The sequence below is a fragment of the Geomonas oryzae genome (assembly GCF_004117875.1).
Lineage (GTDB): Bacteria > Desulfobacterota > Desulfuromonadia > Geobacterales > Geobacteraceae > Geomonas > Geomonas oryzae.
Window position 1 is genome coordinate 53,068 of sequence record NZ_RAHW01000006.1, and the last position, 19,632, is coordinate 72,699.

The following is a 19,632-nucleotide window of genomic DNA, read 5'->3' on the forward strand; positions in this document are numbered from 1 at the left end:
AACAATGGATCTGCATATCGTATGGTTTGTGCTTTGGGGTGTCCTTTGGGCCGTTTACTTCATGCTCGACGGTTTCGTGCTCGGCGCCGGGATGCTGCACCGCGTCCTCGGTAGAAACGACAGCGACCGCCGCGTCATCATCAACAGCTTCGGCCCGGTGTGGGACGGCAACGAGGTCTGGCTGATCACGGCCGGCGGCGCTACCTTCGCCGCGTTTCCGACCACCTACGCCCTCATGTTCAGCTACCTTTACACGCCGCTGCTGCTCCTTCTCTTCGGGCTCATCGTGCGCGGGGTCTCCTTCGAGTTCCGCAGCAAGGAAGACGGGGCCGCCTGGAGAGGGGGATGGGACTGGGCCATCGTACTTTCCAGCTTCATCCCGGCGCTTCTTTTCGGCGTGGCCTTCGGCAACATCTTCTCCGGGCTCCCCATGGACCAGGCCGGCTACCACGGCTCGCTTCTCGCCCTTTTGAACCCTTACGGCATCGTGAGCGGGCTTCTCTTCGTGATGCTCTTCGCCGTGCACGGCGCCCTCTACGTTGCCGTGAAGACCACCGGGGATCTGAGCCGTCGTGCCGAGAGCCTTGCGAAGACCCTGTGGGTGCCGCTTCTGCTGGTTGCGGTCCTCTTCCTTGGTTACACCAACTTCGCCACCAAGCTCTACGACAACTACCTTAAGGCGCCGGTCTTCCTGGTCGTGCCGCTGGTCGCGGTGGGCGCTCTGGTCGGGGTGCGCATGCTTCTTGGCGCGGGGAACGCGCTTACCGCCTTCGCCGCCTCCTGCGTCACCATCCTGGGGGTGGTCGGCACCGGCGTAATCGGGCTCTTCCCGAACCTCATCCCGTCGAGCCTCGATGCGCTTTACAGCCTCACCATCTACAACAGCTCCTCTTCCGATTACACGCTGAAGATCATGACGACGGTCGCCTTCATCTTCGTGCCGATCGTCATCCTGTACAAGATCTGGGTCTACCGGCTCTTCAGGGACCGGGTCACCGCCGAGGCGGTTGCCGCCGATCACGAGGCCTATTAGCACGGTCCTTCATGGCCGCCCCCCACGCGAAGGGGGGGCGGCTTTTCCCTTTTCGGGGTGTGATCGCGCGCACGCCGGCCGCAGCTAAGCGATTAAAGCGAAACCATTTCTATATTGACAAGTTCCCGTCCCCTTTGCTACTTTACCCTCTTGTCGTGCCCCTAAGCGAACAGCTCCGGTGCCCATTCCCCTTCCGGGAGGCAGCTTTTCTAGCGGATGCCCCGACAGAACCCGTCCCACAACTCCCCCCAGACAACCATGCACGAGGCGTTACGGCAGAAAGGCTGCCATATAAAGTGAACAAAGAGAGGACTTTTCATGCAGATCAACGTTGAATCGGTCAACAGCATCAAGAAGAAGCTGAACTTCGAAATTCCGGCGGACAAAGTTTCTGCTGAAGTCGACAAGGCTTATGCCGAAATAAGGAAGCATGCCGCCATTAAAGGGTTCCGCAAGGGCAAGGTCCCGATGGGCCTGATAGAGAAGCATTACGGCGAGAAGATGGCCGAGGATGTCGTGAAAAACCTCATCAGCGACACCTACTTCAAGGCTGTGACCGACCATGGGATCGAAGCGGTCGCCTATCCGGTGATCGAGAACGGACCCCTCAAGAAAGGCGAACCGTTCAAGTACTCCGCTACCGTGGAAGTTTTCCCGAAGGTGGAGCTCAAGGAGTATCTCGACCTCGAGGTGCAGAAAGAGAAGCTCGAACTCGATGCGGCCGTGGTCGACGCCCGTCTCAAGGAGATGCAGGAGCGCATGGCCCAGTTGGCGCCCGCCCCGGAAGGGCACGCAGCCAAGCTCGGCGACTTCGTGACCTTCGATTTCAAGGGTTCCATGGACGGCGTTCCGTTCGAGGGTGGGGCCGCTGAGGACTTCCAGCTGGAACTCGGCTCCGGCCGTTTCATCCCGGGCTTCGAGGACCAGATGGTCGGCCTGACCGCCGGTGCGGCCACCACCATCACGGTGACCTTCCCGGAAGGGTACGGTTCCGCCGAGCTCGCCGGCAAGCCGGCTCAGTTCGAGATCGTCGTCAAGGAGATCAAGGCCAAGGAACTCCCCGAACTGAACGACGACTTCGCCAAGGAGTTCGGTGAAGAGTTCGAGACCCTGGACCTTTTGAAGGCGAAACTCGCCGAGATCAACCAGGCCCAGGAAGAGGCACGCATCGCCGGCGAACTGCGCGAGCGCGTCTTCAGGGCTCTGGTCGCGAAGAACGACCTCGAGGTGCCGGAGGCCATGGTGGATCGCCAGGTGCAGATGATGCTGGAAAACACCAAGCAGCGCCTCGCCTCCCAGCGGATGTCCCTGGAGATGATGGGGATGACCGACGACACCTACAAGGCCCAGTTCCGCGGCGTGGCCAAGGACCAGGTGAAGGGCTCCCTCATCGTCGAGGCCGTCGCCGAGAAGGAAGGGGTTCAGGTGACCGAGGAGGAGTTCGAGGCTCAGCTCGAGCAGATCTCGGCGCAGACCGGCCAGCCGATCGAGAAGGTACAGCAGCTCTATAAGACCAACGAAAGGGCCAAGGACAGCCTCATGGCCCAGATGCGGGAAGACAAGGCGGTCCAGTTCATCATCGAACGCGCCAAGGTGACCGAGGTTCCCAAGGCGGAAATCGCCGAAAACAAATAGGAGATTCCATGCTGGTACCGATAGTAGTGGAGCAGACGGGAAGGGGTGAGCGGTCCTACGACATCTACTCGCGCCTTCTGAAGGACAGGATCATCTTTCTTGGGGGCGGCATCGACGATAACGTCGCCAACCTGGTGATTGCTCAGCTCCTCTTCCTTGAGGCCGAGGACCCTGACAAGGATATCCACCTGTACATCAACTCTCCCGGTGGTGTGGTCACCGCCGGGATGGCGATCTACGACACCATGCGCTACATCAAGGCGCCGGTATCCACCATCTGCATCGGGCAGGCGGCTTCCATGGGGGCGTTCCTGCTTTCCGGCGGTGAGAAGGGGAAACGCTTCTCGCTCGCCAACTCGCGCATCATGATCCACCAACCGCTGGGCGGGTTCCAGGGGCAGGCGACGGACATCCACATCCACGCCAAGGAGATCCTGCGCATGAAGGACCAGCTGAACGAGCTTCTGGCCGAGCACACCGGGCAGAGCGTCGAGAAGGTGGCCGCCGACACCGAGCGCGATTATTTCATGTCGGGCGAAGAGGCGAAGGCCTATGGTATCATAGATGCCATCGTGACCAGAAACGTAGTCACCGGAGGTGCCAATTGAGCAGAAGAGATGACCGTTCCGATACGCTGATCTGTTCCTTTTGCGGGAAGAGCCAGGAAGAGGTGAAGAAGCTTATTGCGGGGCCGACGGTCTACATCTGCGACGAATGCATCGAGCTTTGCAACGACATCATCGCGGAGGAGTCCAAGCTTGAAGACGCAACGGGCCCTGACGTGAGGAAGCTTCCCAAGCCGCAGGAGATCAAGGAGGTCCTGGACGAGTACGTCATCGGCCAGGAACGCGCCAAGAAGGTCCTTGCCGTCGCGGTGTACAACCACTACAAGCGCGTCGAGGCGCCCGTGAAAGCGGGGGACGTCGAGATGCAGAAGAGCAACATCCTGCTTCTGGGCCCCACCGGCTCGGGCAAGACGCTGCTCGCCCAGACCCTGGCCCGCATCCTCAAGGTCCCGTTTGCCATGGCGGATGCCACCAACCTGACCGAAGCGGGTTACGTCGGCGAGGACGTCGAGAACATCATCCTCACCCTGTTGCAGGCCGCCGACTACGACGTCGAGAAGGCGCAGAAGGGGATCATCTACATCGACGAGATCGACAAGATCGCCAGGAAGTCCGACTCCCCCTCCATCACCCGCGACGTCTCGGGCGAGGGGGTGCAGCAGGCACTTCTGAAGATCATCGAGGGGACCGTTGCCAGCGTGCCTCCCAAGGGGGGACGCAAGCACCCGCAGCAGGAGTTCCTGAAGGTCGACACGACCAACATCCTCTTCATCTGCGGCGGCGCCTTCCCGGGGCTCGACAGCGTCATCCAGCAGAGGATCGGCGTGAAGACGCTCGGCTTCGGCGCCGACGTCAAGAAGAAGGTGGAGAAGAAGGCGGGCGAACTCCTGGCGGGGGTGACCCCGGAGGACCTCCTGAAGTTCGGCTTCATCCCCGAGTTCGTCGGGCGTCTCCCCATGCTCGCATCGCTTTCCGAGCTGGACGAGGAGGCCATGGTGCAGATCCTCAAGGAGCCGAAAAACGCGCTGATCAAGCAGTACCAGAAGCTGTTCGAGATGGAGCACGTGAAGCTCAAGTTCACCGACGGCTCCATGATCGCCATCGCCCGCGAAGCGCTCAAGAGAAAGACCGGCGCCCGCGGCCTCCGTTCCATCCTGGAGAACGCCATGCTCGACATCATGTACGAGATCCCGTCCCAGAGCATGGTGAAGGAGGTGGTCATCAGCGAAGAGGTGATCTACAACAAGGAAAAACCGATCATCGTCTACGAGAACGTGGCGGAAAGCGCCTAACAGGACAATATGACCGAAGAAACCAGCACCAGACGCAGAAAGAAGAGAGGGAATCCGGAAAGGTTCCCTCTCTTTCCTTTACGGGACATCGTCATCTTCCCCCATATGGTGATCCCCCTCTTCGTGGGGCGCGAGAAGTCGGTGCTCGCCCTCGAAGCAGCCATGGCTCAGAACGACAAGCTGATCCTTCTGGCCACCCAGAAAAACGCCCGCACCGAGGACCCCGAGCCGGGTGACATCTACACGGTGGGAACGCTGTGCCAGGTGATCCAGCTCCTCAAACTCCCCGACGGCACCGTGAAGGTGCTCGTGGAGGGGAAACGGCGCGGCTCCATCGTTTCCTTCAACGACAGGACCGATTACTTCGAAGTCGACGTCGAGTCGCTCGTCGAGAAGCCGGACAACGTCACCGAGGTGGAAGCGCTCAAGCGCGGCGTGCTCGCCTCCTTTGAGAACTACGTCGGTCTGAACGGCTCGGTTCCCTCCGAAATCCTCCAGTCCGTGCAGGGGATCACCGATCCTTCCCGTCTCGCCGATACCATCGCTCCGCACCTGAACCTCAAGGTGGCCCAGAAGCAGGAACTCCTGGCCGCGGTGCAGCCGGCCCGGCGCATGGAGCGACTCCTCTCGCTCATGGGGGCGGAAATCGAGATCCTGCAGATCGAGAAGAAGATCCACGCCAGGGTCAAGAAGCAGATGGAGAAGACCCAGAAGGATTACTACCTGAACGAGCAGATCCGGGCCATCCAGAAGGAATTGGGGGGTAAGGACGAGTTCAAGCAGGAGCTGCGAAACCTCGAGGCGAAGGCCGGGAAGCTCCCGCTCTCCGCCGAGGCGAAGCAGAAGGTGCAAAGCGAGATCAGGAAGCTTAAGTTCATGTCCCCCATGTCCGCCGAGGCGGCCGTGGTGCGCAACTACGTGGACTGGCTCCTCGCGCTCCCCTGGGGGAAGTTCGCCGAGGAGAGACGCGACATCCCGGCGGCGCGCGCCTGCCTTGAGGCGGATCACTACGGCCTCGAGAAGGTGAAGGTGAGGATCCTCGAGTACCTCGCAGTGAACGCGCTTGCCCCGGGGATGAAGGGGCCGATCCTCTGCCTCGTGGGCCCTCCCGGCGTCGGCAAGACCTCGCTCGCGCGCTCGGTTGCCAAGGCGACCGGTCGCGATTTCGTCAAGATCTCCCTGGGCGGGGTGCGCGACGAGGCGGAGATCCGCGGGCACCGGCGCACCTACGTAGGTGCGATGCCTGGGAGGATCGTCCAGTCGCTCAAGAAGTGCGGCTCCTCGAACCCCGTGTTTCTCCTGGACGAGATCGACAAGATGAGCTCGGATTTCCGCGGCGATCCCGCCTCGGCGCTCCTTGAGGTGCTCGACCCCGAGCAGAACGCCTGCTTCAACGACCACTTCCTCGACCTCGACTACGACCTCTCCAAGGTGATGTTCATCACCACGGCCAACTCGAGCCACACCATCCCGAGGCCGCTTCTGGACCGCATGGAGGTGGTGCGGCTGGACGGTTACACCGAGCACGAAAAACTCGCCATCGCGAGGCAATACCTGATCCCCAAGCAGGCCGAGGGGAACGGGCTTGCCGGCAAGGGGGTCGCCTTTACCGATGCGGCGCTTCTGGAGCTGGTCCGGCGCTACACCCGCGAGGCCGGCGTCAGAAACCTCGAGCGCGAGATCGGCGCCGTCTGCCGGAAAATCGCCTTCGCCATCGCAGAGGGAGGGAAGCCGCGCCGCTCCGTGCAGCCAAAGCAGATCGCGGCCTACCTTGGCCCCCCGCGCTACAAGTACGGCGAGGTGGGACAGGAGGATGCGGTGGGGCTCGTGACCGGTCTCGCCTGGACCGAGGTCGGCGGTGAACTCCTCAATATCGAGGTTGTCGCATTGCCGGGGAAGGGGAAGCTGACCGTTACCGGTAAGCTCGGCGAGGTGATGCAGGAGTCGGCCCAGGCGGCGATGACCTACGTCCGCTCCAGGGGCGAACTTTTGGGCTTCCCCAAGGACTTCTACCAGCACTTAGACATCCACATCCACGTACCCGAAGGTGCCATCCCGAAGGACGGCCCCTCAGCGGGGATCGCCATGGCGTGCGCGCTCACCTCGGCCTTGACCAGGCGCCCGGTGCGCCGCGACATCGCCATGACCGGAGAGGTTACCCTGCGCGGCACCGTCCTCCCGATCGGCGGCCTGAAGGAAAAGCTCCTCGCCGCCGGACGCGGCGGCATCAAGACCGTCCTCATCCCGAAGGAGAACGAGAAGGATCTGGCTGAGGTTCCCAAAGAGATCCTCTCCGGGCTCACCGTACATCCGGTGGCGCACATGGACGAGGTGTTGGGACATGCCCTGCTCGCCGCGGTAGGGCTCCCGGCGGCCGCCCTGTATGCTGATCCGGCCCAAGGAGCAGGCGAGGCTCCGGTGGTGCCCCACTGAAAAAAAGTTAGAAAAAAGGTTGACAGCCCGAAGCGGGCTCTGATATAAGGTGGCTTCACTTTGCGATGCATCTCTAGGAGGAACTAATGAATAAGGCCGAGCTGGTAAGCGCCATTGCCGAAGAAGCACAGTTGACCAAGGTTGATGCGGACAAGGCTCTCAGCGGTATCCTCGATGCCCTGACCGACTGCCTCGCTGGTGGAGACAAGGTCACCCTGGTTGGCTTCGGCACCTTCAGCGTCGCCGAGCGCGCCGCACGTACCGGTAAGAACCCGCAGACCGGCAAGCAGATCGAAATCCCTGCTTCCTCCGCTCCGAAGTTCAAGGCCGGCAACACCCTGAAGGCTCTGGTTAACGGTTAAGCGGTTCCTTCGGGAACCTGAAAGATGCGGGGTTGTAGCTCAGTTGGTTAGAGTGCCAGCCTGTCACGCTGGAAGTCGCGGGTTCGAGCCCCGTCAACCCCGCCATACAAAATATTGGGTGAATAGCTCAGCTGGGAGAGCGCCAGCCTTACAAGCTGGATGTCGGGGGTTCGATCCCCTCTTCACCCACCACAAAACACACGTTCTGCGTTCCGGGTTTTGCGTTCAAAGTTAACGTAGAACATAGAACCTAGAACGTAGAGCCGATTCTCAGGTTTTAGAGAGTTGGGGTTGTAGCTCAGTCGGTTAGAGTGCCAGCCTGTCACGCTGGAAGTCGCGGGTTCGAGCCCCGTCAACCCCGCCATACAAGGAAAGGCCGCCATGAAAGGCGGCCTTTCCTTTTTTCGTTCTGGTCACCGGTTGCGACACCGGCGCGCTTTCCCTTTAGCTTGACTTGGCAACGCTAAATCGTTTATCCTCTGCCAAGCTCTTGTTTCGGGTGCATTTGCCGGTGAACCGGCCATGATATTGCGGTCTTAGCGTATTTATTGCGAACAAAAGGCGAACCTTCCTTGAAACCCATCAAGCCCATCGTGGTAATCCCCACCTACAACGAAAGAGACAACCTGGAAAAGCTGGTACGGGAGATCCTCGCGCTCGACCCGGCCGTCGAGCTTCTGATCGTGGACGACGCCTCCCCGGACGGCACCGGTGAACTGGCGGACCGGCTCGGGGCCGAGACCGGACGGGTTTCGGTGATGCATCGAAGCGGCAAGCTCGGGCTTGGCTCCGCCTACCGCGAAGGGTTTGCCAGGGCTCTCGACATGGGGGCCGACCTCGTGGTGCAGATGGACGCGGACTTCTCCCACGACCCCGACATGATCCCGTATTTCTTCGAAGAGGCCCGGCAGTCCGACCTGGTCATCGGTTCGCGCTACCTGAACGGGGTCAGCGTGGTAAACTGGCCGCTGCGCCGCCTCATGCTGAGCTACTTCGCCAGTGTCTACACCCGGGTCATCACCGGGCTCACCATCTCCGACTGCACGAGCGGCTTCAAGTGTTTCCGGGCCGATACGCTGAGGGCGATCGATCTCTCCAGCATACGTTCGGACGGCTACTCGTTCCAGATCGAGATGAACTACCGCTGCAAGGAAAAGGGTTTCCGTATCAGCGAGATCCCCATCATCTTCATAGACCGGCACGCCGGTACTTCCAAGATGTCCAAGCGCATCGTGCGCGAGGCGGTGGTGATGGTATGGAAGCTGAAGCTCGGCACGCTGCTGCGCAAGCTGCTGCCGGTGGGGAGGGGATAATGTCCTCGTCTTTTTGGTCTGCGCTCTGCCTGGCCGGGCTTTGGGGCGGTATCTTCTGCACCATCTTGCTGATTCTCAAGGCGTTCCCGGCCCGGGACCGTTTTGACGGGCGCTCGGCGCTTCAGTGGGGCGGGGCCGGGCTTTTCTGCTTCGTGATCTGGATACTCGGCATGACCCGGGCGTAACGTCGTTGTAGACGGAATCACTCCCTGTTTTACTGTTTTAATTCTCTCTTAATTGTGGTAGTGATATTGGCTTATGCCCATATATACCTGCAAAATAGGCTCCTCTGACGGCAGGATTCTGGTTAAGGAGCTCGATTCGGTCAACGCCAACCTGCTGAGGCAGAGTCTGGAAGAGCAGGGTTACGTCGTATTCGAGGTGCGCAAGAAGCCGTTCCAGTTCCTGCTTGAGTCCGGCATCGGTCGCAGGAAGATCGGCAATAAGGAACTCCTGCTCTTCAACCAGGAGTTTCTGGTGCTGCTCAAGGCGGGGCTTCCCATCATACAGGCGCTCGATACCATCCTCGAGTCCGGCACCGGAAAGCTGAACGAGATCCTCGGCGCCGTGCGCGAGGACATCAAGGGGGGGCTCGCGCTCTCCGCAGCGCTGGAGAAATACCCCAGGATTTTCCCGCAGCTCTACATCGCCTCCATCCGCGCCGGCGAGCGCACCGGTGACCTGCCACAGACCATCCGGCGCTACATCGCCTTCCTGAAAAGGACAGAGGGGTTCCGCGGGAAGATAATAAGTTCGCTTTTTTATCCGGCGATCCTCATTTCCGTCGCCGTGATCGCCATCGCCCTGCTCCTTGTTTACGTGGTACCGACTTTCAGCCAGATTTACGCCGACTCCGGCAACGCCCTCCCGGTGCCGACGCAGATGCTGATCAACTCGACCAAGGCGCTGCGCCACTACCTGCCGGTGTTCATCGGCATGGTCGCGGTCGGCATAGTGTTGTTTCGGCGCTGGAAGGAGACCGAGGCGGGACGCTACCGCGTGGATGCGATGAAGATCAAGACTCCCTTCGTCGGCGCCATCGCCATCCGTTACGCGCTCGCGGGGTTCACCAGGACCCTTGCCACCGTGCTCGGCTCCGGTATCCCGGTGGTGGAAGCGATGCGCATGTCGGTCGGGACCCTGAACAACAAGGTGCTGGAACGCGGCCTTTTGTTGGCGGTGCACCGCGTCGAGGAGGGGAGCAAGCTCTCCACCGCCCTTGAGAACATGAAGCTGCTTCCGCCGCTTGCGCTGCGCATGCTGTCGGTCGGCGAGACCACGGGCGCACTGGAGGAGATGCTGGGCGACATCGCGGACTACTTCGAGGACGAGATCGAGCGCAACCTCCACGTTTTGAGCACCGCCATCGAGCCCGCCATCATGATTGTCATGGGCGTCGTCATAGGTACCATCATCATCACCATGTACCTGCCGATCTTCAAGATCGCCAGTACCGTAGGCTAGAGGGACCATGCTGAAGCCGTTCAAGAGACAGAGGCTCGGTGACATCCTCGTGGAGCGGGGAGACCTGACCAAGGACCAGTTGGCGTACGCTCTGGACAAGCAGCAGTCCACCAAGGAGCGCCTGGGGGCCATATGCCTTGCCGACGGCCTCATCAACGACACGGCTCTCGGACGGGCACTGGCCGAGCAGTTCGGCCTCGAGTTCGTCGATCTCAAGGGGGTGCGCCCCGACGAGTCGCTCTTCAACGTCGTTCCCCCCGAGGTGATGTTCCGCTACCACTTCGTACCACTGGAAATGGAGGGCGACCTCCTCGTCGTCGCCATCTCCGATCCGACCGCTGTGCTGCAACTGGACGAGATGGCGCTGCTCCTGGAGCGCCCCTTGAGCTTCCGGGTCGCCGCGGACTCCGAGATCACCTACCTCCTGAAGCGGGGGGAGGGGACGAGCCGTGTTCTGAAGGAAGTCTCCGAGGACTTCATGCTCCAGCTCGTCACCGAGACCGACAAGGGGGAGGAGATCCTCTCCGTCGAGAACGTCTCGGCCGACACGAGCCCCATCATCAAGCTCGTCAACTCCACCATCCTCGATGCGCTCACCCGCCGCGCCTCTGACATCCATATCGAGACCGCCCAGGAAGGGGTGATCATCAAGTACCGCATCGACGGCGTGCTCTACAAGGCGACCGACCCGATCGACAACCACTTCCAGGGACCGCTCATCTCCAGGCTCAAGGTCATGAGCGAATTGGACATCTCTGAGCGGCGCATCCCGCAGGACGGCAGGTTCAAGGTGAGGATCGGCGCCAAGTCGATCGACTTCCGTGTCTCCATCATGCCGAGCGCCTTCGGCGAGGACGCCGTCATCCGTATCCTCGACAAGGAGAGTATCGCCAGCGACCTCCGGGGACTCACCCTCGAGACCCTCGGCATGGCCTCCCACGAGATCAAGCGCTTCAGGAAGATGATCAAGGAGCCCTACGGCATGGTGCTCGTTACCGGCCCTACCGGTAGCGGCAAGACGACCACCCTCTACGGTGCGCTCACCGAAATCCATACCGGCCTCGAGAAGATCATCACCATCGAGGACCCGGTCGAGTACGTCCTCTCCGGCATCACGCAGATCCCGGTGAACGAGAAGAAGGGACTCACCTTCGCCCGCGGCCTGCGCTCCGTTTTGCGCCACGACCCGGACAAGATCATGGTCGGTGAGATCCGCGACTCGGAAACGGCCCAGATCGCGGTGCAGTCCGCCCTCACCGGCCACCTCGTGTTCACCACGGTGCACGCGAACAACGTTTTCGACGTCATCGGCCGCTTCACCCACATGGGTATCGACCCCTACAACTTCGTAGCCTGTCTTAACTGCGTCATGGCGCAGCGCCTGGTCAGGAAGATCTGCCCGGCGTGCAAGAAGGCCGTGGTGCACACCGACGAGGAACTGCGCGAGTCGGCCATCGACCCCGAGCGCACCCGCGGCCTTACCCTCTACGAGGCGCGTGGGTGCGACGAGTGCAACGGAACCGGATACCGGGGACGTTCCGCCATCGTGGAGCTGCTGGACTTGAACGACGAGATCCGTGAGCTGATCATCTCGAAGGCGCCGGCCGCCGCGCTGAAAAAGGCCGCCAAGGCAGCCGGGACCATGTTCCTTAGGGAATCCGCGGTGGCCAAGGTGCTGGCCGGGGAGACGACCCTCAAAGAGATCAACCGTGTCACCTTTGTGGAGTAGGTGCCTGATATGCTAATGTCCAGCAAAAGTCTCGGGCTTGAGCTTTCCCCCGCCGGGTTCAGCTTCGCCCTTGCTAGCGGCGGCAAAGTTCCCCTCGTGGAGGCGGGACTCTCCCTGCCGTTCGCGCCGGGGATGCTGACCCTGTCCCGCCGCGAGCCCAACATCACCGATGCCAAGGGGTTCGTTGCCCAGTTGAAAGAGGCCCACCTGCGCCTGCTCACCAGGGAGCGCGCCGTCAACGTCTCGCTACCCGACGCCGTCGGCCGCGTGGTGCTCCTCGAACTTGAGGCGCGCTTCAGGAGCCGGGAGGAGGGGCTGGATGTGATCCGCTGGAAGCTCAAAAAGAGCCTCCCCTTCGACGTCGGTTCGGTGCAGCTTGACTACCAGATCCTGGAGGAGAAGGAGAACGGCGCGGTTTCGCTCTTGGTCTCCCTGATTTCGCGCCCGGTGGTGACCCAGTACGAGGAGCTGCTCGTCGAAGCGGGGCTCGAGCCCAAGCTGATCGACTTCACCTCCTTCAACCTCTACCGCCTCTTCACCCCGCGCCTGGACCTCGCCGAAGACGGCGCCTTCGTCTCCTACTACCAGGGGACCATGACGGTGCTGATCTTCAACGGCGGCGTGCTGAACTTCTACCGCAGCAAGGACGCGGCCGGGGAGGTGCAGCACCTGTTCCGCGAGGTGAACAGCTCCTTCCTGGTTTACGGTGACCAGTTCCCGGGTCAGGCGGTGAGCGAGGTGTTCTGCATGGCGTCCCCGGGGGATGCCGAGTCCTTCCGTGCGCTCGTCGCGGAAGCGAGCGGCATGGAGCCGGTACTGCTCGACCTGGAGCGCATGGTGCGCCAGGGGGCGACCCTTGGACTGGACCGCCCCGGCATGCACGCGCTGGCCGGCGCCCTCGGCGCCGCGCTTAGGAGCCTTTAACATGAGACTCACCATCAACCTCGCCACCAGGCGCTACGTCAACAAGCGCCAGCTGAACGCGGTGCTGGCGGTCTGCTTCGCGGTCGCTTCGCTGCTGCTCGTCTACCTCGTGCGCGAGGTCGCCACGAACCAGGCTGAGATCAACAGGATCAAGGGCCAGGTGGCCACGGCGAGCCGCGGACCGGCGGGTGCTCCCCCCATCCCTGCGGCGCAGATGAGCGAGCTCGATGCAAAGATCGCCTTCGCCAACACCTTGATCGATCGCAAGACCGTGAACTGGGTGGGGCTTTTGGACAAGCTGGAGCAGGTGGTGCCTGCCGGTGTCATGGTCACCCAGGTCGACCCCTCCGCGCAAGCGGGAGAGGGGGACAAGGAAAAGAAGGGGACGCAGGGGATCAAGGTCACCGGCATCGCCCTTAGCTTCGCAAACCTCCGCGCGCTGCTGGAGAACATGGAACGGACCCCCGGCTTTTCCGAAGTGCTTCTTTTGAACCAGGGCGAGTTGAAGGTGGATACCTCGCAGCGCGGGTACACCTTTTCCGTTTCCTGCAAGGTCAGCTACCGATGAACTTCCAGACGATACTCGACATGATGGCCGCACGGCGCAAGGTGTTCACCTTTTTGGCGTTTCTGCTGCTGATCGCCGTGGGGATCGAGGCCTACCTCGCCACCTACCAGAGGCCGGAGCTTGCCAAGCGCCAGCAGGAGTGGTTCGCCAGGCGCGACTCCCTTGCCCGCGGGGAGACCGAGGCCGACGCCACGAGGTACCAGCGCGGCATGCGCGACCTGGAGCAGTTCCGCAGGCTGCTCATCCCCAAACGCGACTTCGCGGCGGCTCTGGGCCGTATCTACGAAACCGCAAACCGCAATTCCCTCTCCCTGCAAGGTATCACCTACAAACCGGGACAACTGATCAAGGGGACGCAGGTGCTGCCGTACGTCGTCTCTTTCCAGGTGAGCGGGAAGTACGGTGCGGTCAAGAATTTCCTTGTCGACATGGTGCGCTTCCCGGAGATGGTGACCGTGGACACCATGACGATCGGGAACAATAAAGCGACCCAGGAAAAGGTCGACATGAAGCTCCAGACTACGGTCTATCTGCTAACGGAGGGGGCATGAACCGCCAGAAACTCGCGCTTTTCCTTCTGCTGATAGCCCTGGCGGGTGCCGTGGCCTACGCTTTCCTGCGGTCTCCAAGGCAACAGGAGGCCCCCGCCCTCAAAAACCGCCCCGGGGTCAAGGCCACCACGATACGCAAGGACCCGGGGGCGCAGAAAAACGCGACGGCACCTGCCGGGGGAGTACGTCTGGACCTGTTGCAGGGGAACAACGCCGGGTCAGGCGGTTTCCGGCGCAACATCTTCGCCCCGCTTTTCCGGGAAGAGGTAAAGCCCGGGACGCTCAAACTGCCGCCGCCACCGCCGCCGCCCCATAAACTGCCGCCGCCCCCTCCCCCGGTCGCCGCGCCGGCTCCGCCGCCACCGCCGCCACCGCCGACCCAGGCGCAACTGGACGAGGCGGATCTTGCGAAGATCGTCTTTCTCGGATTCCTCAAGAAGGGTGGGGAACGCACCGTGTTCCTCTCCAAAGGGGGGGAGATCTTCGTGGTCAAGAAGGGGGGGCAGGTTGGCCCCAAATTCAGGGTCGCCGACCTTACCGATGACGCCATCACGATAAAGTCGGTCGATTCCGACCGGCAGATGGTGATACCGCTGGTAGAGAACAGGTCGCTCAGCACGCGCCGCAAGTAACCAGGCCTCAAGGAGCAACTGCATGCATAGACTAAGATCGATCTCAACCCTCATGCTGGTTACCGTGGCCCTCTCCGGCTGTGCCGCGGGACGCACCGCTTTCAGCAAGGCCGAGCAGCTAGAGCGCGAAGGGAACCTGGACGGCGCGCTGGTGAAGTACGCCGAGGTCGCCTCCGCACACCCCGACAACGGCGAATACCGGGTCAAGCTCCTCAACGTGACCGCTGCCGCCGCCAGGGTCCACTTCAAAAAAGGGGAGACCTTCTTCGAGAAGAAGAACTACGACGAAGCCGTGCGCGAGTTCCAGAGCGCCTTCGCCATGGACCCGGGCTACGGAGAGGCTAAGCTGCGCGCGGAGCAGGCGCTGAAGCTTCGAAACGCCCAGACCTATCTGCAGGAGGCGTTGGACTTCGAGAAGGAACACAAGCTGCGCGACGCCATGATCTCCTTCAGGCACGTGCTGCAGTTCGACCCGGAAAACGCACCGGCGAAAGAGGGGCTGGACCGCATCCTCGCCACCAAGAAGAGCAAACTCGACGGTTTCGACCTGAACCTCAAGTCGACCAAGCCGATCACCTTGAAGTTCAAGGACGCGAAGCTCAAGGACATCTTCTCCATCCTGACCCAGCTCTCCGGGATCAACTTCGTCTTCGACGATGCGGTCAAGGACGTGAACATCTCGCTGCACCTGGAGAACGGTAGCTTCCAGCAGGCCATGGAGCTCTTGACCGGGATGCAGAAGCTGGACAAGAAGGTGCTGAACGAAAGCACCATCATCATCTATCCGAAGACCCCGGACAAGCAGAAGCAGTACGAGGAACTCTTCCTGCAGACCTTCTACCTGAACAAGCTTGACGCGAAGAAGGCGGTCAACCTTGTGCGCACCATGCTCCAGGTGAAAAAGATCTACGTGAACGAGGAGGCGAACGCCCTCGTGATCCGCGACACCCCGGAGGTGATCGAGGTGGCGCGCAAGATCCTGGAGGCGAACGACGTCCCCGATGCCGAGGTGCTTCTCGAGGTCGAGGTGTTCGAGCTTTCCAAGAAAGACTCCGAGACCTTCGGCATGCTCCTTTCGCGCTACGGGACCTCGATGGGAGTCACCACCCCGAACGGGAAGTTTTTCTCCGACACGCTTAGCACCACGGCTACCACTTCCGCCACCACCGGGACCACCACCACCGTCGCGGATACGAGCAGCCTGCTCAATCTGTTCCGGGTGAGCGGCTACAACGGCTACATCACCATACCCAACGCGACCTTCAACTTCGGCAAGACCATGGCCAACGGAGAAACCCTGTCCAATCCGAAGATCAGGGTGAAGAACCGCGAGAAGGCGAAGTTCAACGTGGGTACCCGCGTGCCGATCACCACCACGTCGTCCACCTCCACCGGCACCAGCGTCAACGTCCAGTACGTCGATGTCGGCGTCAAGGTGAACGCCGAGCCGACCATCCAGCTGAACAACGAGGTCTCCATCAAACTGGGCCTGGAGGTCAGCTCGATCCTGCAGCGTGACACCGTCGGTACCGACCAGGCGACCACCGTGGTCACCATCGGTACGAGGAACCTCGACACGGTGCTGTCTCTGAAGGATGGCGAGACCAGCATCATCGGCGGTCTGATCCAGAAGAGCAAGACCGACAGCAAGGACAAGGTGTTCCTGCTGGGAGACATACCGGTGCTCGGTTCGCTCTTCTCGAACACGGACAAGTCAAACGACAAGAACGAACTGCTCCTGGCGATCACACCGCGCATCGTGCGTGGCGTGTCGGTGCCGGACACCGATGTGGCGGCCTTCTGGTCCGGCCGCGAGGACGATCCTTCCACGAACAAGCCGTACCAGTCCTTCATCGAACCCGAGTTCGTGCCGCAGGACGCCGCGGCTCCGGCTCCGGCCAAACCGGTCCCGGCGCCGAAGCCCGCTCCCGCTCCCGCGCCGGCTGCGGCTTCCGCGCCTCCCGCGGTCCCTGCACCCGTCCCCGCCCAGGTCCCTTTCGATGAGCCGAACCCGGAGGACAACCCCGAGCTGCTCCAACCCGTGAACCTCGCTCCCGAAGCGCCTGCGGTGACTCCCCCCGCTGCGCCGGCGGCTCCGGTTCCCGCGCCGGCCGCGCCGGCGGCTCCGGCGGCTCAAAAGGCGCCCGCCGCCCCTGCAGCGGCCGCCCCGCTGGCTAAGGCGCTGCTCGCCTTCACGGTGCCTCCTTCCGTCAAACTTAACGACCAGTTCACCGTGCCGGTGACCGTGGCGGATGTGCAGGGTCTTGAGAGAGCGGTGTTCGTCGTGAACTACGACCCGAAGGTGCTCGAGCCGGTTGCACAGTCGGAAGGACCGCTGCTGGAGCAGACCGGGAAACCTGCCTCCTTCCAGTCCTACGCCGACAAAAAGAAGGGGGAGGTCTGGATTTCCGGCACGAAAGGGGAGGGGACTCCTGCCAACGGTGCGGTGGCCATGCTGACCTTCAAGGCGATAGCGAAGGGGAGCACCGCTCTTTCCTTCTCCAACACGAGCTTCACCGGCAAGGCGGGAGCTGTGATCACCGTCACCCCTTTCAAGTCGGTAGTGGAGGTAAAGTAGCCCTTCGGGCTTTTCATCATGCGGAAAATCCTGGCAGACAATCGAGGGCTTAGCCTGATCGAGCTGGTGGTGACCATGGTCATCCTGACCATGCTCGCTTCGCTGATCCTCCCCTCGGCCCAGTTGGCCTCCAAGAGGACGAAGGAACTCGAGCTGAGGAGGAACCTGCGCGAGATCAGGACGGCCATCGACGAATACAAGAAGAACTACGACAAGGTGCAGTCCGATCAGAAGACCGGGCAGGTGATCAACAAGAGCGGCTACCCCGCTACCCTGGAAGTGCTCGTCGAGGGGGACGACTTCGGCGGTCTCGTCAAGGAAAAGAAGAAGTTCCTGCGCCGGATCCCGAAGGATCCCTTCTACCAGGCCCAGGAGGGGGATCCGGCCTGGGGGATGCGTTCCTACGCCGACGAGCCCGACAGCAAAAACTGGGGCAAGGAAGACGTCTTCGACGTGTACTCCCTGAGCCAAGGGGTCGCAATTGACGGCACGAAATACAAGGACTGGTGACCTCATGTTGAAGAGGATACTGAAGACAAAGCGTGGCTTCACGCTCATAGAGCTGATGATCGTGGTAACCATCGTCGGCATCCTCGCGGCGATCGCGGCTCCGAACTACCAGTGGGGCATCATCAAGGCGCGCGAGGCGGTGCTCAGGGAGGACCTCTACAACTTCCGCACCACTATCGACCAGTACTACGCCGACCAGGGAAAATACCCGGAATCGCTGCAGGAACTGGTGGACAACAAGAACAAGTACCTGCGGGATATCCCGAAGGATCCCTTCACCAGATCGAAAGAGACCTGGGTGGTGAGCGCCCCCCCCGCGACCGAGACCACCGACGGCGCCGCGACGGGAGGCGTCTACGACGTGCACAGCGGCTCCACGCTGATCGGCAGCGACGGCGTCCCGTACAACGAGTGGTAGCGAAGAGGCTTTCAGACGATGATACAGATGCACAACGTTTTCATGTCGTACCAGCCGGAATCTAGCGCGCTGGCCGATATCAACCTCAAAATCCCCAAAGGGGATTTTGTTTTTTTGACCGGGCAGTCCGGCGCCGGCAAGTCGACGCTCTTGAAGCTCGTCTACGCCGACCTCACCCCCACCCGGGGGCAGGTCCTCATCGACGGGGTCAACCTGACCCGGCTCTCGCGCTCGCAGATACCGCTTTTGCGCCGCTCCATCGGGGTGGTCTTCCAGGACTACAAGCTCCTTCCGAACCGCACCGTGCTCGAGAACGTGGCGATCACGCTCGAGGTGCTCGGGTGGGGCAAACGCGACATCGGCAAGAAGGTGTTCCACATCCTAAAGCGCATGGGGCTTGAGGACAAGGTGAACGCGACCCCGCTCAGGCTGTCCGGCGGCGAGCAGCAGCGCGTCGCCCTCGCGCGCGCCCTGGTGAACGACCCGAAGATCCTCGTGGCGGACGAGCCCACCGGGAACCTCGACGACGAGAACAAGGAGGCGATTCTCTCGATCTTCAAGGAGGCCAACAACCGTGGCACCACGGTGGTCGTGGCGACCCACGACCGGCGCGTCATCGAGAACTCCCATCGCACGGTGATCCGGCTGGACAAGGGGCGGATCGTGGAGGTGCCCGATGTCCAAGGCTAACAAGGGTGCGGTGCGCCCGAAGCTCGAACAGGAAGGCTTTTTCGGCAGACTTTCCTACTTTTCCAGCCGCGCGGTCGCAAACCTCAGGCAAAACGTCTTCGTAAGCGCGGTGACCGTCGGGACCATCGCCCTTGCCCTCCTCATCGCCTCGCTCTTTCTCCTGGTGTACGTGAACCTGGACGGGATGGCGCAGGGGTGGAGCGACAAGGTGCAGGTGACCGCCTACTTCGACCAGGAACCCGCGCCGCTTGCCGTGGCCGCGCTGAAGGGTAGGGTGCAGGCCATCCCCGGCACCGCGAAGGTGATCTTCGTGAGTCAGGCCGAGGCGGAAAAACGGCTCAGAAGTCGTCTTAAGGGGCAGGAATCGCTCCTCGAGGGGATCACCCAGGAGGTGCTCCCCGCATCGCTTGAGATCCGCCTCGACCGTGAGCACCGCGACAACGAATCGGTCGCCGCCTACGTCAGGAAACTCAAGCAGATCCAGGGGATCAGCGAGGTGCAGTACGGCGAGGAGTGGGTGCAGCGCTTCAATTCCTTCATGAACCTCTTCCGGCTCATGGGTGGGCTGCTCGGCGCCTTCCTGACCATCACCGTGCTCTTCATCGTCTCCAACACGATAAAGCTCACCATCTACGCGAGAAAGGACGAACTGGAGCTTTTGGGCCTCGTGGGAGCGACCCGCTTCTTCATCAAGGCCCCTTTCCTGATCGAGGGGGTGCTGCAGGGGGCCGCCGGCGCGGTGATATCGCTTCTGGCGCTCCTTGCCTGCTACTACACCTTCCTGAAGAACGCCGGTGATTTCCTCGGCATCAACCCGGCCTCGGCCGGACTCTCCTTCCTCCCCGCCACGCACCTGGCCGGCATCGTCGCCGGCGGGGTCCTGCTGGGCTTTATAGGAAGCGCCACCTCGCTCAAAAGGTTCATCAACGTCTAG

General features: G+C 61.8%; 19 protein-coding genes and 3 tRNA genes. All 22 read left to right on the forward strand.

The features are described 5' to 3' along the window. The first annotated feature begins 4 nt into the window (after nt 1-4). Entirely contained in the window at nt 5-1,033 is a 1,029-nt protein-coding gene (gene cydB / locus D6Z24_RS15285; RefSeq protein ID WP_129127475.1) for a cytochrome d ubiquinol oxidase subunit II, read from the forward strand. A 318-nt stretch (nt 1,034-1,351) separates the two neighbouring features. Then, nucleotides 1,352-2,668 (forward strand): trigger factor, encoded by a 1,317-nt coding sequence (gene tig, locus D6Z24_RS15290; RefSeq protein ID WP_129127476.1) that lies wholly within the window; start codon nt 1,352-1,354, stop codon nt 2,666-2,668. A gap of 8 nt (nt 2,669-2,676) precedes the next feature. Next, nucleotides 2,677-3,276, forward strand: coding sequence for an ATP-dependent Clp endopeptidase proteolytic subunit ClpP (gene clpP / locus D6Z24_RS15295; RefSeq protein WP_129127477.1), 600 nt, complete (start codon nt 2,677-2,679; stop codon nt 3,274-3,276). Further along, entirely contained in the window at nt 3,273-4,526 is a 1,254-nt protein-coding gene (clpX, locus tag D6Z24_RS15300) for an ATP-dependent Clp protease ATP-binding subunit ClpX (protein ID WP_129127478.1), read from the forward strand. Before clpP ends, clpX begins: the two co-directional genes overlap by 4 nt. Before the next feature lie 9 nt (nt 4,527-4,535). Continuing rightward, entirely contained in the window at nt 4,536-6,959 is a 2,424-nt protein-coding gene (gene lon, locus D6Z24_RS15305) for an endopeptidase La (RefSeq protein WP_129127479.1), read from the forward strand. A gap of 86 nt (nt 6,960-7,045) precedes the next feature. Continuing rightward, nucleotides 7,046-7,321, forward strand: coding sequence for an HU family DNA-binding protein (locus D6Z24_RS15310; protein WP_129127480.1), 276 nt, complete (start codon nt 7,046-7,048; stop codon nt 7,319-7,321). Between the two features lie 28 nt (nt 7,322-7,349). Further along, nucleotides 7,350-7,426: transfer RNA gene (locus tag D6Z24_RS15315), tRNA-Asp, on the forward strand. An 11-nt stretch (nt 7,427-7,437) separates the two neighbouring features. Next, a tRNA-Val gene (locus D6Z24_RS15320) sits at nt 7,438-7,513 on the forward strand. Between the two features lie 95 nt (nt 7,514-7,608). After that, nucleotides 7,609-7,685: transfer RNA gene (locus D6Z24_RS15325), tRNA-Asp, on the forward strand. Between the two features lie 208 nt (nt 7,686-7,893). After that, on the forward strand, nt 7,894-8,634 hold the full coding sequence (locus tag D6Z24_RS15330) for a polyprenol monophosphomannose synthase (RefSeq protein WP_129127481.1): 741 nt from the start codon (nt 7,894-7,896) through the stop codon (nt 8,632-8,634). After that, nucleotides 8,634-8,819 (forward strand): hypothetical protein, encoded by a 186-nt coding sequence (locus D6Z24_RS15335; RefSeq protein ID WP_129127482.1) that lies wholly within the window; start codon nt 8,634-8,636, stop codon nt 8,817-8,819. Before D6Z24_RS15330 ends, D6Z24_RS15335 begins: the two co-directional genes overlap by 1 nt. Before the next feature lie 73 nt (nt 8,820-8,892). Then, a complete protein-coding gene (locus tag D6Z24_RS15340) occupies nt 8,893-10,098 on the forward strand; it encodes a type II secretion system F family protein (protein ID WP_129127483.1) in 1,206 nt (401 codons plus the stop codon). Nucleotides 10,099-10,105: 7 nt separating this feature from the next. Then, nucleotides 10,106-11,827 carry a GspE/PulE family protein gene (locus tag D6Z24_RS15345; RefSeq protein WP_129127484.1) on the forward strand — a complete coding sequence of 574 codons (1,722 nt, stop codon included), beginning with the start codon at nt 10,106-10,108 and terminating at the stop codon, nt 11,825-11,827. A 15-nt stretch (nt 11,828-11,842) separates the two neighbouring features. Further along, on the forward strand, nt 11,843-12,751 hold the full coding sequence (pilM, locus tag D6Z24_RS15350; RefSeq protein ID WP_246014687.1) for a type IV pilus biogenesis protein PilM: 909 nt from the start codon (nt 11,843-11,845) through the stop codon (nt 12,749-12,751). Between the two features lies 1 nt (nt 12,752). Next, on the forward strand, nt 12,753-13,319 hold the full coding sequence (locus D6Z24_RS15355) for a PilN domain-containing protein (RefSeq protein ID WP_129127486.1): 567 nt from the start codon (nt 12,753-12,755) through the stop codon (nt 13,317-13,319). Beyond that, the gene (gene pilO / locus D6Z24_RS15360; protein WP_129127487.1) at nt 13,316-13,870 is read left to right on the forward strand and encodes a type 4a pilus biogenesis protein PilO; all 555 of its coding nucleotides are present in this window, start codon (nt 13,316-13,318) and stop codon (nt 13,868-13,870) included. The genes D6Z24_RS15355 and pilO overlap by 4 nt, the downstream gene beginning before the upstream one ends. Continuing rightward, nucleotides 13,867-14,502: a type II secretion system protein PulP gene (locus tag D6Z24_RS15365; RefSeq protein WP_129127488.1), complete on the forward strand. Its 636-nt coding sequence runs from the start codon at nt 13,867-13,869 to the stop codon at nt 14,500-14,502. The genes pilO and D6Z24_RS15365 overlap by 4 nt, the downstream gene beginning before the upstream one ends. 22 nt (nt 14,503-14,524) lie before the next feature. After that, entirely contained in the window at nt 14,525-17,080 is a 2,556-nt protein-coding gene (locus tag D6Z24_RS15370) for a cohesin domain-containing protein (protein ID WP_129127489.1), read from the forward strand. A gap of 18 nt (nt 17,081-17,098) precedes the next feature. Then, nucleotides 17,099-17,590 carry a type II secretion system protein gene (locus tag D6Z24_RS15375; RefSeq protein WP_129127490.1) on the forward strand — a complete coding sequence of 164 codons (492 nt, stop codon included), beginning with the start codon at nt 17,099-17,101 and terminating at the stop codon, nt 17,588-17,590. 4 nt (nt 17,591-17,594) lie between these two features. Next, complete coding sequence (locus tag D6Z24_RS15380) at nt 17,595-18,008, forward strand: prepilin-type N-terminal cleavage/methylation domain-containing protein (RefSeq protein ID WP_129127491.1); 414 nt, start codon at nt 17,595-17,597, stop codon at nt 18,006-18,008. Between the two features lie 18 nt (nt 18,009-18,026). Continuing rightward, nucleotides 18,027-18,698, forward strand: coding sequence for a cell division ATP-binding protein FtsE (gene ftsE, locus D6Z24_RS15385; protein ID WP_129127492.1), 672 nt, complete (start codon nt 18,027-18,029; stop codon nt 18,696-18,698). Beyond that, nucleotides 18,685-19,632: a permease-like cell division protein FtsX gene (ftsX, locus tag D6Z24_RS15390; protein ID WP_129127493.1), complete on the forward strand. Its 948-nt coding sequence runs from the start codon at nt 18,685-18,687 to the stop codon at nt 19,630-19,632. Before ftsE ends, ftsX begins: the two co-directional genes overlap by 14 nt.